Origin of the sequence: Actinoallomurus iriomotensis, from assembly GCF_030269445.1 — a bacterium.
Taxonomy (GTDB): Bacteria; Actinomycetota; Actinomycetes; order Streptosporangiales; family Streptosporangiaceae; genus Actinoallomurus; species Actinoallomurus iriomotensis.
Window position 1 is genome coordinate 410,220 of record NZ_BSTJ01000003.1, and the last position, 14,522, is coordinate 424,741.

11 protein-coding genes are annotated in these 14,522 nt (G+C 68.4%); 3 read left to right on the forward strand and 8 right to left on the reverse strand.

Features of this window, described 5'->3' with window-relative positions:
• Nucleotides 1-9: 9 nt before the first annotated feature.
• The 5 genes from QSK37_RS14975 to eccB all read right to left on the reverse strand — a co-directional run bounded on the left by QSK37_RS14975 (nucleotide 10) and on the right by eccB (nucleotide 4,647).
• A complete protein-coding gene (locus QSK37_RS14975) occupies nucleotides 10-1,437 on the reverse strand; it encodes a hypothetical protein (protein WP_285620805.1) in 1,428 nt (475 codons plus the stop codon).
• Between the two features lie 10 nt (nucleotides 1,438-1,447).
• Nucleotides 1,448-1,990, reverse strand: a complete 543-nt coding sequence (locus tag QSK37_RS14980) for a hypothetical protein (RefSeq protein ID WP_285620807.1) — start codon at nucleotides 1,988-1,990, stop codon at nucleotides 1,448-1,450.
• A 274-nt stretch (nucleotides 1,991-2,264) separates the two neighbouring features.
• Nucleotides 2,265-2,582 carry a WXG100 family type VII secretion target gene (locus QSK37_RS14985; protein ID WP_285568183.1) on the reverse strand — a complete coding sequence of 106 codons (318 nt, stop codon included), beginning with the start codon at nucleotides 2,580-2,582 and terminating at the stop codon, nucleotides 2,265-2,267.
• A gap of 64 nt (nucleotides 2,583-2,646) precedes the next feature.
• On the reverse strand, nucleotides 2,647-2,958 hold the full coding sequence (locus QSK37_RS14990; protein ID WP_285568181.1) for a WXG100 family type VII secretion target: 312 nt from the start codon (nucleotides 2,956-2,958) through the stop codon (nucleotides 2,647-2,649).
• A gap of 237 nt (nucleotides 2,959-3,195) precedes the next feature.
• Nucleotides 3,196-4,647 carry a type VII secretion protein EccB gene (gene eccB / locus QSK37_RS14995; protein ID WP_285620809.1) on the reverse strand — a complete coding sequence of 484 codons (1,452 nt, stop codon included), beginning with the start codon at nucleotides 4,645-4,647 and terminating at the stop codon, nucleotides 3,196-3,198.
• 102 nt (nucleotides 4,648-4,749) lie between these two features.
• Here eccB and QSK37_RS15000 point away from each other — a divergent pair, with 102 nt between their 5' ends.
• Nucleotides 4,750-6,384 carry a hypothetical protein gene (locus QSK37_RS15000; RefSeq protein ID WP_285620813.1) on the forward strand — a complete coding sequence of 545 codons (1,635 nt, stop codon included), beginning with the start codon at nucleotides 4,750-4,752 and terminating at the stop codon, nucleotides 6,382-6,384.
• The gene (locus tag QSK37_RS15005) at nucleotides 6,374-7,081 is read left to right on the forward strand and encodes a hypothetical protein (protein WP_285620816.1); all 708 of its coding nucleotides are present in this window, start codon (nucleotides 6,374-6,376) and stop codon (nucleotides 7,079-7,081) included. The genes QSK37_RS15000 and QSK37_RS15005 overlap by 11 nt, the downstream gene beginning before the upstream one ends.
• 43 nt (nucleotides 7,082-7,124) lie before the next feature.
• Here the strand turns inward: QSK37_RS15005 and QSK37_RS15010 are convergent, their stop codons facing one another.
• Both QSK37_RS15010 and eccD read right to left on the reverse strand, forming a co-directional pair.
• Entirely contained in the window at nucleotides 7,125-7,571 is a 447-nt protein-coding gene (locus tag QSK37_RS15010; protein WP_285620818.1) for a YbaB/EbfC family nucleoid-associated protein, read from the reverse strand.
• Between the two features lie 83 nt (nucleotides 7,572-7,654).
• The gene (eccD, locus tag QSK37_RS15015) at nucleotides 7,655-9,067 is read right to left on the reverse strand and encodes a type VII secretion integral membrane protein EccD (protein ID WP_285620820.1); all 1,413 of its coding nucleotides are present in this window, start codon (nucleotides 9,065-9,067) and stop codon (nucleotides 7,655-7,657) included.
• A 135-nt stretch (nucleotides 9,068-9,202) separates the two neighbouring features.
• On the opposite strand from eccD, the gene eccCa reads away from it, so the two are divergent.
• Nucleotides 9,203-13,129, forward strand: a complete 3,927-nt coding sequence (eccCa, locus tag QSK37_RS15020; protein WP_285622010.1) for a type VII secretion protein EccCa — start codon at nucleotides 9,203-9,205, stop codon at nucleotides 13,127-13,129.
• Nucleotides 13,130-13,171: 42 nt separating this feature from the next.
• On the opposite strand, the gene QSK37_RS15025 is transcribed toward eccCa, so the two are convergent.
• Entirely contained in the window at nucleotides 13,172-14,467 is a 1,296-nt protein-coding gene (locus QSK37_RS15025; RefSeq protein WP_285620822.1) for a S8 family serine peptidase, read from the reverse strand.
• Nucleotides 14,468-14,522: the final 55 nt, after the last annotated feature.

Below are 14,522 nucleotides of genomic sequence, written 5' to 3' on the forward strand. Positions count from 1 at the left end.
CGGTATCGGTCAGCCGATGAGCGGCGGAGCCACGTCGTCGTCCGCTCCCCAGATGTCCTCGTCCTCCGTCAGCCAGGCGCTGCGCTCGCGGTCCCCGTTCTGCCCCTGCTGCCCGCCCATCATCGGCGGCATCATCGGCATGTAACCGTTGCCGCCCTTGGCGGCGTTCGCCGCCGCGGTGCCGGCCGCCGCCTCCTCGGCCGCCGTCGCGGCGGTGTTCACCGCGCCGCGGGCGCCGATGGTGTTGCCCGGTGTCGTGACACCCGGCCCGGTCTTGCCCAGGCCGCCGTTCCCGAGGCCCGGAGTCTTGAACGAACTCGGCGTGTACGGCGTGTACGAGTTACCCAGCTTCGGCCCGGATCCCGTATTCGGGTCGAGGTTGGTCCCGCTGTCACCGAGTTTCGGCGGGTTGGTCAGATTCGTGCTGCCGGTGTCGGGCAGAGTCGGATTCTGGATCCCGGACAGATCGGTGCCGGTCGGGCTGTGGGTCCCGGACAGATCCGTGCCGCCGTGGTTGTTCAGGCCGGTCGGGTTGTTTAGGCCGGTCGGGTTGTTGAGCCCGGTCGGGTTGTTGAGCCCGGCCGGGATGGCAGAGTTGCCCGGTATCTTCGGCGTGCCGGGACTCGCCAGTTTCGGCGTCGGGGACGTCGTGGTGCCCGGTCCGTTGTATCTCTTTTTCGGGTCTTTGTTGGGCGAGCCCGTGTCCGGCAACCCCGGCGGCAGATCCAGGGTCACCGACTGCGGGAAGCCCTCCCACGTGCGGATGATGCCGTTGTTGCCCTGCTTCAGCAGATACTGCGCATACAGCCCACGTTGTTCGGCCGGGGTGTCCCGGTCGATGGAAATGGATTTGCCGTCCGACGTCGGAACGGAGAGATAGACGAACCCCGGCGTGATGTTCGGAATGATCGGGGCGACGTCCTTTCCGGCGAAGTAGTCGGCGTTCGACGTCACCATGCTCTTGAACTGCGCAAGCGAGCTGTGCCCGTTCTCACCGTAATCGGTAGGGGTGACATTCCCGAGCGGTGTAGGGGGCGGGTCGGCAGCGGTGACCATGCCGAAAGGCCCGCTTTCAATGGAGGCCTGCTTGGAGAAGTCCGGCTGATCGGAGCCGAGGTTCTTGAGGACACCACCGATTTGCTTGGTGATGGTCTGCATGTTCGACGCCGCGATGAACAACAGAGCGAGCTGACGCGACGCCTCCACCGAGCCGTCCTCACCGGTCCACGCCTCACTCAACCGCTGAGCCATGTCCTTGAACACCTGCAGCGAGCCACCGAAGACACCCCCGATGCCTTCGTAGGCCGCGCCGACTCCCTGGATCTTCGCCGGGTCGATGGTGTTCGCGAAGCCGACAATGTCGTTCGGATGGTACTTCGACGCATTGCCCGTGGGCTGTTCGCCCTGGAAGTCAACCGTCTTCTTGGTGTCACCCATCGCCACGACCTCAGTAAGTCTGGTTCGGAAGGTTGTTGGGGTTGTTCACGGCCGCCTGGCTCTGGTCCTCGGCGTCCTGGGAGATTCCGGCGGCTATCTCGATCCGCCGGATCACGGCCTGGTACGCGGAGACGAACGCATTATTCGCGTCGATCACGGCTCGCTGGGTCTTGGTGAGAGTACTCCCGTGGAAGGTGCTCGGGACGTCCCAGGCGCCGATCTGCTGCTCCGTGACACCGAACGTGTCGGACAGCTGCTGCTGAACGCTCTTGGTCTTGTTTCCCGAGCCGCTCGCCGGCAGACCTTCACCGGTGTAATTCGCGAGATCCTGCCGGAGAGCCTTGGCGATGTTCACCAGCTCCGGCCGGTAGATGTATTTATTGTCGCTCTTGTCGGTGCCGGGCCACTCGCTGTTCCCCCAGGGATAGCTGGTCTTGCCGACGTTGGCATTGCGATGCGATCTGGCCCAGTAGTCCGACCAGCTCTCGTCGGGCTTCTGTGGCGACAGATCGGGGGCAGGCGGAGTCTGCGGGGTCTTCGGATCTGGCGCCATGACTCTTTCCCCTCACTGCAATCCGGCCGAGAGACGGCCTCCAGGTCTCAAGGGTACGACGGCGACCGGGTCCGCCCGGTTCCGCCGCCGCAACCAGAATCCATCTTTACAACCAGGCGCCGGGCGTTCCACCCCGGACCCGGATAACTTGTCGCCCACCGGCCATTGTCCCCGTAACGGGCGATGACCCCTGCCGCGACCGGCGCACGGCCGCGGCTGGGGTCGGGGAGGTCGGCCTCGGCTGGTCGACAGCCGAGGCCGGACCAGGACAGGCTCAGTGAGCCCACAGGTCGTAGCTGGCCTTCTCCGCGTGCGAGTAGTTCGTGTGCACGTCGCGGACGGTGTTGGTGATCCCGTTCAGCGTGGTCGACATGTCGTTCGCCGCGCTCTGCCACTTCGTCCGGTTGGTCTTGTACGCCTCACCCGCAGCGCCGCTGAAGCCGTTCACCGGATCCGCGGGGTCCAGCAGCTTCTCGATCTCGGTCTGGAGGTTGTCCAGCACCTCCTGCAACGCCTTCTGAGTCGTCCTGAAGTCTTCCTCGACCTGCTGCAGGGTCGTGAAACTAGCCCTGGTGTAGTCTTTGTCCGCCATCCCGGCCCTCCGTTTTAATTATCGCCGACTTTACGTATCGACTCGTGAATCGAGCCTTCTACGATTAGCGATTGATCAGCGCAGCCACCGCGTTAACAGCGTCGTGCTGCTCCTGGATCATGCTTTCGTACTTGATCGTGCCCTGACCCAGCTTCTGATGCATGTCCTGGAGCGCGTTCAGGACCGCGGTGAAGTCCTCGTCGTACTTGGTGAACATCGTCGTGAACGCATCCGCGGCGGTGCTGTCCCAGCCCGAGCGCAGATCAGTGTGGATGGTCTGGGTGTGCATCTGGAGCCCCTTGATGGTGCTCGCCGCATGGTCGATCTTCTGGGCTGCGATCTTCGCATTGGCAATGCTGATGCCGGACTCGGACACTGCTCACCTCCGGTGAGATGGTTGACACGCGGCCCGACACCCCCGCGGCCACCCCCGCTCACCATGGCGCGCGGTGGGCAACCTTAGGTCCCTCGGGGACCGCCAAATCGGTTGCAACAATACGAGGCTTTAGACGCCCTTGTCCAGTAGATAGGAAGAAGTCAAGGGACATGGCCAACGCAACCGAATTGTTATCAGGAAGCGACCTCCGGAAAGAGGCACCGCAGCGGTCGCCAATCACCCACCTGACCTGGGATAAGACAAAGGTTCCATGGCCTGCTTGGGATCCAGCGTCGGCCCTTCCGGGATCAAGTGGAGCAGGTTTCCTGGAACCGGCGCGACCTTCTTACCGTCCAAGCCGAGTTTGGCCGCGATATCGGCCGACGGAACGGCGAACCGGAGCCCCTGATCCGTTAGTACCGAGTACGAGCTGATGGACTTGACCTGACCGGGCGCGGGCAGCAGCCCGAGGAGCGCGCCGTCTCCCGGCGGCAGCACGACCTGGTCCACCACGCCCTTGGCGGCGCCGGTGCCCGGCGTCGTCGAGGAGGGCCCGGACGGCGTCGGGACGGTGCCGCCGACCGCCACGCGCGCGTCCTGGCTGCCGGACGCGGTGTCGGAGTAGACCACGCACAGCGGCGTCGTCGCGTCGTAGGAGATCATGCTGGGCATCACGTCGGGCAGCCCGTCCGCGGACACCTTGTCGGTCGAGCGCTGCATGGCGTTCGCTGACGCCGGCGGGATCGGTACGGGCTGGACCGGACGTCCCTTGTAGGCGCTCCTGCTCGCCGGGTCGTTCTGCAGGAGCACGCCCTCGGTCTGCTTGATGGGAGCCAGTCCGTCGCTCATCAGGACGTACCAGCGGTCCTGGCCGCCGACCGCCCGCGCGACGTAGATCGTCCCGACCGCCGCCTTCCCGCCATCGGGCCCGGTGACCTCCGTGCCGCGGCTCGGGATCGGCGGCGGCGCGAAGTCGGGGCCCGCCGGGACGGCGTTCAGCCAGGTCGCCGACACCTCCGGAGGATGGTCGGTGCCGCTGAGCGGACGCACCTCCTCGGCGGGCAGCTTCATCCGCTGGTTGCGCCACACCACCCACGACGCGCCCGCGCCGTGCACGATCACGGCCTGCCGGTCGCTGAGCGACTGCCCGCCGACGCCGCTGCCGACCACGAGAGAGGCGTACGAGACGGTGCCGCCCGTGGAGTTCTCCGCGCTGTGCCCGCACACCGACCACGGACCGGTCACCTGGTGGTCGGCGGTGGGAAGGGAGTCGGGCGCGCCGAGGATGCCGACCGGTTGCGCGCGGTCGTACTTGCCGAGCGACGACTGCGAGACCAGCTTGCGCTTCACGTCATTGGTGTTGAGGATCAGCCGGGCGGACGCGTAGTTGGCGACCGGGTACATCTTCTTGGCCTGCTGGCTGTAGACGTACTTGGTGCCGGTCTCCTTCTCGATGATGAGCGTGCCCGGATCCTCCAGGCCGGTGGCGCCGCCGGGCGACAGCAGACCCCAGACCCCGAACCCGGCGACGATGAGCACGCCGATCATCAGCCCGGCGAACGCCGAGACGGTCATCCGGCGAGTGGGCGGCTCGGGAAGGTCGGGCTCACCGGCGAGAAGTGCCATGCCGACGCGTTGCATCATCAAACGATGCGCCTGATACAGGTCACGACGGGTCTGCACCGGCACCTCCCGATATTTCAAACATTGCGGAACCCCCGGTCCAGCACCGTAATCTAATAGGCGCCCGGTAAGTAATGGAACGTGTCGGTCCAGCTCGGTGGAGGACGGATGAGCACGCAGCAGAACACCATCGCCGCTTTGCTCAATCCGAGTACGAACACCCAGACCAGCGCGACCAGCGCCGCGGCCACCACGGACACCGGGAAGGCGGAGACGGTCAGCTACGACGTCGCGGCCGGAAAGCACGCGACTCAGTCGCAGCTCGGCATCGACTCGAGCCCGAACGCGCTCATCACCGTCGACGGGCACAAGGTCGCGTCCGGCGACAACGGCCTCAGCATCGACATCGCACCGGACGGCTCCGCCCACGTCGTCCACGGCCCGCAGGATCCGTCGCAGACCGCCACGCAGTCGGCCAATGGCCAGTCCACTCAGGTACCCACGCAATACAGCCAGGCGGGGTACGACCCGACGGGACAGGGCCAGAACGGCACGCAGAACGGCACACAGCACGCCGACGGGACCCAGGCGAACGGCACGCAGCCGACGGGCACGCAGCCGAACGGCACCCAGTCGACCGGCACGCAGTCGACCGGCGACGGCACGCCGCTGACCGGGCAGCTGAGCCATACGGGGATGACCCAGAACGGCACCCAGCCCGCGGGCTACACCGGCGGCGACGGCACCACCGCGAGCGGGCAGTACGGCCAGACCGGGACGACTCAGAATCCGTCGCAGGACACCACACCGGTCGAACACCTCCAGGGCATCGGCGACCACGCCGCCAAGATCGACCTCGCCCTGCACGGGCCGAACTCCAGCCTGCCGGCGCCGGTCATTCACACGAAGGCCGACGGCAGCCAGGACATCGTGATCCCGAAGGGCCCGGACAACCCGCACGCCATCACCCTGCACGTCCACCCGAACAAGGACGGCAGTTACGACCTCACCGTCCCCAAGAGCGACACCAACCCGCATGAGGTCAAGATCCACGTGCAGCCGGACAAGCACGTCGATCTGAACGTCACGCAGGACAAAGACGGGCATATCAAGATCGATGCCCACGACCACCCGGCCGACCAGAAGGACGACTGGTCCGGCCTCCAGGGGCCGGCGGGCCAGAACCCCGGCTACGGCAACGGCACCCCCGTACCGGGGCAGACGGACCAGCCCGGCGAGTCCGGACAGAAGCCCGGCGCCGATGGTCAGCCGCAGATACCCGACATCCCGACGCCCAAAGCCGACACACCGGGTGCCGGGACCGGTGGCGGCGGCGGCGACGTACCGGGCGGCGGGACCGGCGGCGGCGGTGAGGTACCGGGCGGCGGGACCGGCGGTGACGACGGAAAACAACAACAGCAGCAGCAGCAACAACAGCAACAGCAACAGCAACAACAACAACAACAGCCAGACGGCACGCTGGATGTCGACGGGAAGACGATCAAAGATCGTGGCTCGAAACTCGTGAATGGTCCGGTGAAGACTCTGGACACCGCGGTCTCGCAGGCCCGTGACATCGGTGTCGGTTTTCCCGGCTTCGGCCTGCTGGGCAGCCCGCTGCAGATGATTCATTCGTCGCTGGCGGAGACGGCCGCGACGGAACTACAACAGGGAAGCGCCACGCTCAGCGCCAACTCTCAGGGCATGGTGGCAACCGGCCAGATCTACGGGAACGCCGAGCAGACGAACAAGGCCACAGTTCAGAACACGCCTGGAACAGGGAGCCAGACCGATGGGAATTAGTGCACGAGATGCACTGGCGACGCCGAGCATACTTGGATTCGGCGCCTCGACCTTCGCGGCAGGGGTGATCCCGGCGGCCATTCCCATCGCCGCGCTCGCCGGCACGCTCATCTCCGACCCCGGCCAGATACGGCACGCGGGTGACAGGCACGCGACTGTGGCCGAAACCGCCGGAAAGGCCAAAGACGATACCGATGCGATCGTCAAACCCACCGACGGCTTCAGCACTCCTGCGGCGAGGCAGGCCTACGACACCCGCATGGGCCAGTACACCAAGGCACTCGGCGAAACCACGGACCAGCACAGCACTCTCGACACGATGCTGAAGATCGCCGGTGACGTGTGGATCGCTCTGGGCGCCGCGTCACTCGCCGTCGGCACGGCTCTGGCGCTTCAGGCGGCCGGAGTCATCAGCGTTTCCTGGATTCCCGGCGTGGACGCCGCGGCTTTCGCGGAGGCCAACGGTTTCGCCGGAGCCATGAACGTCGTGCTGAGGGGCATCGTCACGGGCCTCCGGGGGATCATCACCAAAATCATCACCATGCTCAAGGGGATCAAAGATCTGTCCCTCAAGAGGAAACTGCTACTCGGCGGCCTGGCGGTCGGCGGGGTAATGGGCCACTCGTATATAGGCAACGCGGTGTCCTCGATCGTGCCGGTCACCAAGCCGAGCTGGCCGACGAACGCCCCCGCCTAGCGTGTCCCTCCGCCGCCGCGCGGGGGACACGATCGAACGCTGATCACAGGCCGAGCTGTTTGCTGATACGCGACAGCTCGGTCATCGCGTCTTCCAAGGTCCGGTCGAACATCGCCGCGGCGGCCTCGACCCTCTCGTGGGCCTCCTTCTGGTTGTCCTTGAAGGACAGCGGATTCGCCTCCGCGCCGTAGGTCTCGGTCATGAGCTCGCTGAGCTGCCGCTGCAGGTCGGCGTTGGCCTCGTGGATCAGTGTCTTGAGGGTCTCGGCGAAGTTCGCCGCCGACATGCGCATGGCACGCGGGTCGATGTCGATGTCGGTGATCCCGCCGTCGACCGTGCAGGTCACCTTGATCCTGCGATCCTTGCTCTCCGCATGCCCTTTCAGGTCGGCGGAGCGCTCCTGCATCTCCTGAACCTTCGCCGAATACTCCTCCGAGATACGAAGGAGCCGATCGATGTCCATATTGGCCAGGTCACCGAACTCGCTCATGCTGCACCCCCTTGTTCAGAATTATGTAGGAAAGCGGTAGCCGACACCACCGACCACCGGAAGGACGGCTTTCCGGCGGCCGCTCAACCTCCGATACCGCGCACCTTGGCGTAGACGTTCAGAACGGCGAGGGCCAGCGGCACGAGCGCGATGATGAGGAACATGTCGAGGATGTCCCCGGCCCGGCCCCAGAACGGGCTGGGCCGGTGACCGGGCAGCCACATCGCCATCGTCAGGGTGATGGCGGCGACCGCCAGCATCGCCGGCAGCACCAGCGCGAGGGTCTCCACGGGCGTGGCGCGCAGCGAGAGCGCGACGTCGAGCAGCCCCAGGCCGCCGAGGCCCACGACGAGCATCCAGCTGCGCTGCGAGCGCCCGCGGAAGATGCGCGCCCGCAGGAGCAGCGAGAACGACAGCACCGCGGCCATGATCGGCCCGAACCGGCCCGGGGCCATGACCAGGAACACCAGCGAGGCGGCGGCGACCAGCGCGACCCCGGCGACCAGCCCGGTGGCGAACCGGTCGGCGACGCCCGCGCGGCGCAGGAGCTTCTTGCCGTCGACGACCGTCGACTCGCTGCGCAGGTCCTCGGCGCTGGTCGGGATCGGCGGCAGCGGCAGGCGCGCGAAGCGGAACGACAGGGTCGGGATGAGGGCGCTCAGCGCCATCACGACCACGACCGCGCACGCGGCCACGCCCGCCGGTTTCACACCGCCGAACAGGAGGGTGACGGCCGTGGCGACCGTACCGATCAGACCGGCGAATCCGACGCCGATGAACCACGGCAGGCCGTCGGCCACGCCGAACCCCGCGAGCGCGGCGATCACGGCGGTGGCGGCGAACGCCGCCAGCAGGTGCGGGCCGCCCAGATCCGTGAGCGGCAGGTGCGTCCGCGCGGGCGCGAGCAGGCCGGCCAGGAACCCGTACGGAAGCGCCGCGCAGCCGAGGGCGGCGCCGCCGACGGAGTCGCCGACCGCGCGTGACAGCGTCACGCCCATCGTCAACAGCACGAACGCGACGATCGCCGCCGCGATCGCCGCGGCGTACCACTGCGGCCCCGCCCGGAGGATCGGGATGACGCCGAGGACGAGAGCCCCGGCCCCGGCGAACAGCCCGAAACGGCGTGTCGTCTCCGGGCGCCAGCGGTCGGCGCGGTCCTTCTTGCCCGTCGCGACCACGTCCGCGACGTCGTCGTAGACGAGTTCGGGAATCAGGGTCATGCGCGGGCGGAAGTACAGCATCTCGCCGTCGCGGATGTCGAGCTGGGAGAGGCTGAGCCCGGTCTCGAGAGGGGGGCCGTCGAGCCGCTGCAGCGCCCAGCCGGAATGCGCGAGGCCCGCGTCGGCCAGGTCGCGGCCCGCGGCGCGCAACAGCGTCGGCAGCATCTGGACCAGTGGAACCTCGGCCGGCAGCGACAGGTCGATCCGCCGATCCGGTGCCACGATCGTGATCCGGCACAAGTCGGCTCCGGCTTTCGGGCTCACGGTCTCCCCCATCGGCGAATTCGTACGGAACATGGTGAACCGGCTTTATAGGATGGCGTCAACTCACGCTTTATGCCAGCGGCCCGTGGAGGTACTCCGTTGAGCACGGTGATCATCACCAGACAGGAACGCCGGCCTCCGCCGGAGATGCCTCGAGGTGAGATCCTTCTCGAGTCGCCACCGGAAATCCCGGAAACGCAGTCGGCGGGTTTCCAGGCGATGCTGACGTACATCCCGATGCTCGCGGGCGGCGGGGCGATGGCCTTCATGCTGGTCGCCCCCGGCTCGAACCCGACGATGTTCCTGTCCTCGGGCATGATGTCGCTGTCGATGATGGGGATGATGCTGGGCCAGATCTCCCGCGGCACCGGCGAGCGCAAGCAACGGCTCAACGGCGCCCGGCGCGACTACTTCCGCTACCTTTCCCAGGTCCGCCAGAAGGTCCGCCGGGCCAGCACGCAGCAGCGCGAGGCCCTGGAGTGGAACAGCCCCGACCCCGCCTCCCTGTGGTCGCTGGTGATGAGCGCCCGTCTCTGGGAACGCCGGGCGAGTGACGCCGACTTCGGCAACATCCGCATCGGCAGCGGCCCGCAGCGGCTCGCGATCCAGCTGATCCCGCCGGAGACCAAGCCGGTCGAGGACCTCGAACCCATGACCGCGGGCGCGCTCCGGCGATTCGTGCGCGCGCACTCCACCGTGCCGAACCTGCCCATCGCGGTGTCGCTCTCGTCGTTCGCGCGGATCCTGCCGGTGGGCGAGCCGCGCGCCGTACGCGAGCTGATGTACGCACTGATCGCCCAGGCCGCGGCGTTCCACTCCCCCGACGACCTGCGCATCTCGGTGTGCGCGTCGACCGAGCGGATGCCGTACTGGGACTGGATGAAGTGGCTCCCGCACACCATGCATCCGGAGGACACCGACGCCGCGGGTCCGGTGCGGCTGATGGCCAAGTCGATGTCCGAGCTGGAACAGATGCTCGGGGCCGAGCTGAAGGACCGTCCCCGGTTCACGCCCGGCCTGTCGGCCGATGACATGCCGTACCACATCGTCATCATGGACGGCGGCGCGGTCAGCATGGACAGCCAGATCAGCGCGGACGGCATCGACGGCGTCACGGTCATCGACCTCACCGGCGCGATCACGCCGACACCCGAAGCGACCATGCTCCGGCTCGATATACGGCCCGACCAGCTGAGCATCGTGAAGCGGGACCGGACCGGCAAGGACGTCCACCAGCGCCTCGGCAAGCCCGACGCGCTCGACTTCATGTCCGCGGACGGGCTCGCGCGGCATCTGTGCCCGCTGCGGACCAGCGGCGCGAGCGAGCCCGAGCAGAGCGCGCTGCACGCGAACCGCACCCTGACCTCGCTGCTCGGCCTCCACGACCCGACTCGCATCGACACCCGCGTCGTGTGGCGCCCGCGGCCGCCGCGCAACCGCCTCCGGGTCCCGATCGGCGTCGCCGCCGACGGCCGTCCGGTCGAGATGGACATCAAGGAGTCGGCCCAGGGCGGCATGGGCCCGCACGGCCTGGTCATCGGGGCGACCGGCTCCGGAAAGTCCGAGCTGCTGCGCACCCTGGTCCTCGGGCTGGCGGTGACGCACTCCTCCGAGGTGCTCAACTTCGTCCTCGTCGACTTCAAGGGCGGTGCGACCTTCCTCGGCCTCGACGGCCTCCAGCACGTCGCGGCGGTCATCACCAACCTGGAGGACGAGCTGCCGCTGGTCGACCGCATGTACGACGCGCTGCACGGCGAGATGGTGCGGCGGCAGGAGTTCCTGCGGTCGGCCGGCAACTACGCCTCGCTGCGCGACTACGAGGCGGCGCGCGAGCGCGGCGCCCCGATCCCGCCGATGCCGACGCTCTTCGTGGTGCTGGACGAGTTCTCCGAGCTCCTGTCCGCCAAGCCGGAGTTCGCCGAGCTGTTCGTGATGATCGGGCGTCTCGGCCGGTCGCTCGGCGTGCACCTGCTGCTCGCGTCGCAGCGCCTGGAGGAGGGCAAGCTCCGCGGCCTCGACACCCACCTGTCGTACCGCATCGGTCTGCGGACCTTCTCGGCCATGGAAAGCCGTGTCGTCCTCGGTGTGCCCGACGCGTACGAGCTGCCGTCGCAGCCCGGCAACGGCTACCTCAAGTTCGACACGACCGGCATGACGCGGTTCAAGGCGGCGTACGTCTCCGGCGCGTACAAGCCGGAGGAGGGCGTGGACGAGGACGGCGGTCCGCGCGTCGTCCCGCAGATCGTGCCCTTCGTGCCCGACTACCTGGCGCCGCAGGTGATCGCCGACCCGGAGCCGGAGCACACCCAGGACGCGAGCGAGTCGAGCGTCGAGGACAGCCTCTTCGACATCGTGGTCCGGCAGCTCGCCGGGCAGGGGCCGCCCGCGCACGAGATCTGGCTGCCGCCGCTCGACGACCCGTCCACGCTCGACCAGCTGATCCCCGGGCTCCAGGCCACGCCGGAGCACGGCTTCACCTCACCCGGCTGGGAGGGCCGGGGCCGGATCTGCGCGCCGGTCGGCATCGTCGACCGGCCGTTCGACCAGCGGCGCGATCCGATGTGGGTGGACCTGAGCGGCGCCGCCGGAAACGTCGCGGTCGTCGGCGGCCCGCAGAGCGGCAAGTCGACGATGCTGCGAAGCCTGATCGGCTCGCTCTGCCTCCTGCACACGCCGCAGGAGATGCAGTTCTACTGCCTCGACTTCGGTGGCGGCACGCTCTCGTCGCTCTCGGGACTGCCGCACGTCGGCGGCGTCGCGTCCCGCCTCGACGGCGACCGCGTCCGGCGTACGGTCGCCGAGATCAAGACCCTGCTGACCCAGCGGGAGCGGGAGTTCACCGAGCGGGGCATCGACTCGATCGCGACGTACCGCCGGCTGCGCGCCCAGGGCAAGGTGCCGGGCGACGGGTTCGGCGACGTCTTCCTGGTCGTCGACAACTGGATGTTGCTGCGCCAGGAGTTCGACAGCATCGAGAGCAGCATCACGGACCTCGCCGCTCGCGGCCTGGGCTTCGGCATCCACGTCATCGCCTCGACCAACAAGTGGTCGGAGTTCCGGATGAACATCCGGGACCTGTTCGGCACCCGCGTGGAGCTGCGGCTCGGTGACCCGTACGAGTCGGAGATCAACCGCAAGCTCGCCGACAACGTGCCGCAGAACTCCCCCGGTCGCGGGCTGACCCGCGACGGCCTGCACTTCCTGGGCGCGCTGCCGCGCGTCGACGGCCGCCAGGCCGCGGACGACCTGTCCGACGGCGTCCGGTCGTTCGTGGAAACGGTGGCGGGGGCGTGGACCGGTCCGTCCGCACCGCCCGTACGGCTGCTGCCCGCCCGGCTCGAACCCACGGCGCTGCCGACCCCCGAGGTGTCCGGCAAGCGGATCCCGATCGGCATCGACGAGGACACCCTGTCGCCGGTCATGCTGGACTTCGAGAACGACGCGCACTTCATCGTCGTCGGCGACACCGAGTCGGGCAAGTCCAACCTGCTGCGCCTCATCGCGGAGGGCATCATCGCGCGCAACACCCCGGAGCAGGCGCGGCTGATCTTCCTCGACTACCGGCGTTCGCTGCTCGACACCGCCGACACCGAGCACCGGATCGGGTACGCCGCGGCGAGCACGTCCGCGACCACGCTGCTCAAGGACGTCCACGGTGCGCTGGTCACCCGACTGCCGACCTCGGACCTGACGCCGGAGCAGCTGCGGAGCCGGTCGTGGTGGCACGGCTCGGACCTCTACCTCATCATCGACGACTATGACCTCGTCGCCACGTCGAACAACCCGTTGATGCCGATCGTGGAGCTCCTCCCGCAGGCCCGCGACATCGGCCTGCACGTGGTACTGGCCCGCGCGATGGGCGGTTCGGGACGCTCGATGTTCGACCCGGTGATCCAGCGCATCAAGGACATGGCCAACCCGGCCCTGATCCTGTCGGGCACGAAGGACGAGGGCGCCCTGTTCGGCAACGTACGACCCGACCCGCAGCCGCCGGGCCGGGGCCACTTCGTCGAGCGGCGCACCGGCAACCGCCTCATCCAGACCGCGTACCTGGGCGGCGAGGAGAACGGCTGACCCGGTCCGGTCTTTCCCGTACGGGCGGACCGGACCGGAATATCAGGTGCCGGTGTCGTTCGAGCCGGCGGAGCGGCGGCCCGGCTGCCAGCCACGGCGGCGGCCCATCGGCACGAACACCCCCGCGGCCACCGCCACGGCGACTCCGCCCAGTGCGATGCCCGCCACCACCAGAGCGACCGAGCGCGTCTGCTCATCCGCCGGCTTGCGGTACGCGACGCGGATCGCCTGTCCGCTGCCCGGCTGTGTGGCGTCGGGCGGTGCGCCGGCCGAGCCGGAGTCCTCGCCCGGCAGCAGCTCGGTGACCGCCTGCATCGGGTTGATCATGCCGGCGCCGGAGCCGGTGCCGACCGAGCCGTCGGCCGTGGCCTCGAGCCTGGCCTTGACCTGCTTGTAGTTCAGGTTGGGATGGTAGGCGCGCACGAGAGCCGCCGTGCCGGAGACGAACGCCGCGGCGAAGCTGGTGCCCTCCTCGTTCGGCGCGTACCCGCCGGGCCAGGTCGTGGCCACCGCCTGACCCGGGGCGCTGACGCTGACCTTCGTCACGGTGTTGGAGGAGTCGGCCACGGCGCCGTTGGAGCTGAGCGAGCCGACGCTGATGACGTCCGGGTACGCGGCGGGATAGGCGGGGCCGACCGTGCCCCGGTCCTGGTCGGTGACGTTGCCGGCCGCGGCCACGACGACCGCGTCGCGCGACTGGGCGTACCGGACCGCCGACTTCAGCTGGGGGGTGTCCGGTGCGGTCACCGAGACGTTGATGACCTTGGCGTTCAGCGCCGCGGCCTCCCGGATCGCCTTGGCGAGGTTGGGGTCGGCTCCGTCGGTGTGGTCCTCGTTGGTGAACTTCACCGAGAGCAGGCGCGCGCCCGGCGCCACGCCGACGAACGGCATGTTTCGCGACCGGTGGTCCTGGGCGACGATGATCCCGGCCACGGCGGTGCCGTGCCCGATGCAGTCGGTGGTATTCGTGTGCGTGACGTCCACCGAGGTCACGTGTCCGGCGAGTTGCGGCTGGAGCCGGTCGACGCCGCTGTCGACGACCGCGACGGTGACGCCCTTGCCGTTGGTCAGGCTCCAGACCCGGGTGAAGTCCAGGCGTTGCTGCGCCCACGGCTCGGTGGTCAGTCCCGCGACGGCCTGCGCGGGGTTGCACTGCACGGTCGGGGTGGGCGCGACCGTCGGCGTGGACGGGGACGTGGACGGAGTCGGACGGCTCGGCGCCGTGGAGCGGGGCGAGGTCTTGGGCGTCGGCTTGACCGCCACGGCGGGAGGCGCGGTGAACGCCACGAGGCCCAAGACTCCCGCGGCGACGAGGCCGCCCAGTTTCGCTGCCCTCACGGCCGTCCCCCTCAAGCCGGTCCGAATTCGGTACCCGCCGGTGACCCAGTGTCAA

Excerpts from the sequence above, each read along its gene's own strand:
- QSK37_RS14975 (WP_285620805.1), bottom strand. The coding sequence starts at position 1,437 with ATGGGTGACACCAAGAAGACGGTTGACTTCCAGGGCGAACAGCCCACG.
- QSK37_RS14980 (WP_285620807.1), bottom strand. The coding sequence starts at position 1,990 with ATGGCGCCAGATCCGAAGACCCCGCAGACTCCGCCTGCCCCCGATCTG.
- QSK37_RS14985 (WP_285568183.1), bottom strand. The coding sequence starts at position 2,582 with ATGGCGGACAAAGACTACACCAGGGCTAGTTTCACGACCCTGCAGCAG.
- QSK37_RS15000 (WP_285620813.1), top strand. The coding sequence starts at position 4,750 with ATGAGCACGCAGCAGAACACCATCGCCGCTTTGCTCAATCCGAGTACG.
- QSK37_RS15005 (WP_285620816.1), top strand. The coding sequence starts at position 6,374 with ATGGGAATTAGTGCACGAGATGCACTGGCGACGCCGAGCATACTTGGA.
- QSK37_RS15010 (WP_285620818.1), bottom strand. The coding sequence starts at position 7,571 with ATGAGCGAGTTCGGTGACCTGGCCAATATGGACATCGATCGGCTCCTT.
- eccD (WP_285620820.1), bottom strand. The coding sequence starts at position 9,067 with ATGGGGGAGACCGTGAGCCCGAAAGCCGGAGCCGACTTGTGCCGGATC.
- eccCa (WP_285622010.1), top strand. The coding sequence starts at position 9,203 with ATGCCTCGAGGTGAGATCCTTCTCGAGTCGCCACCGGAAATCCCGGAA.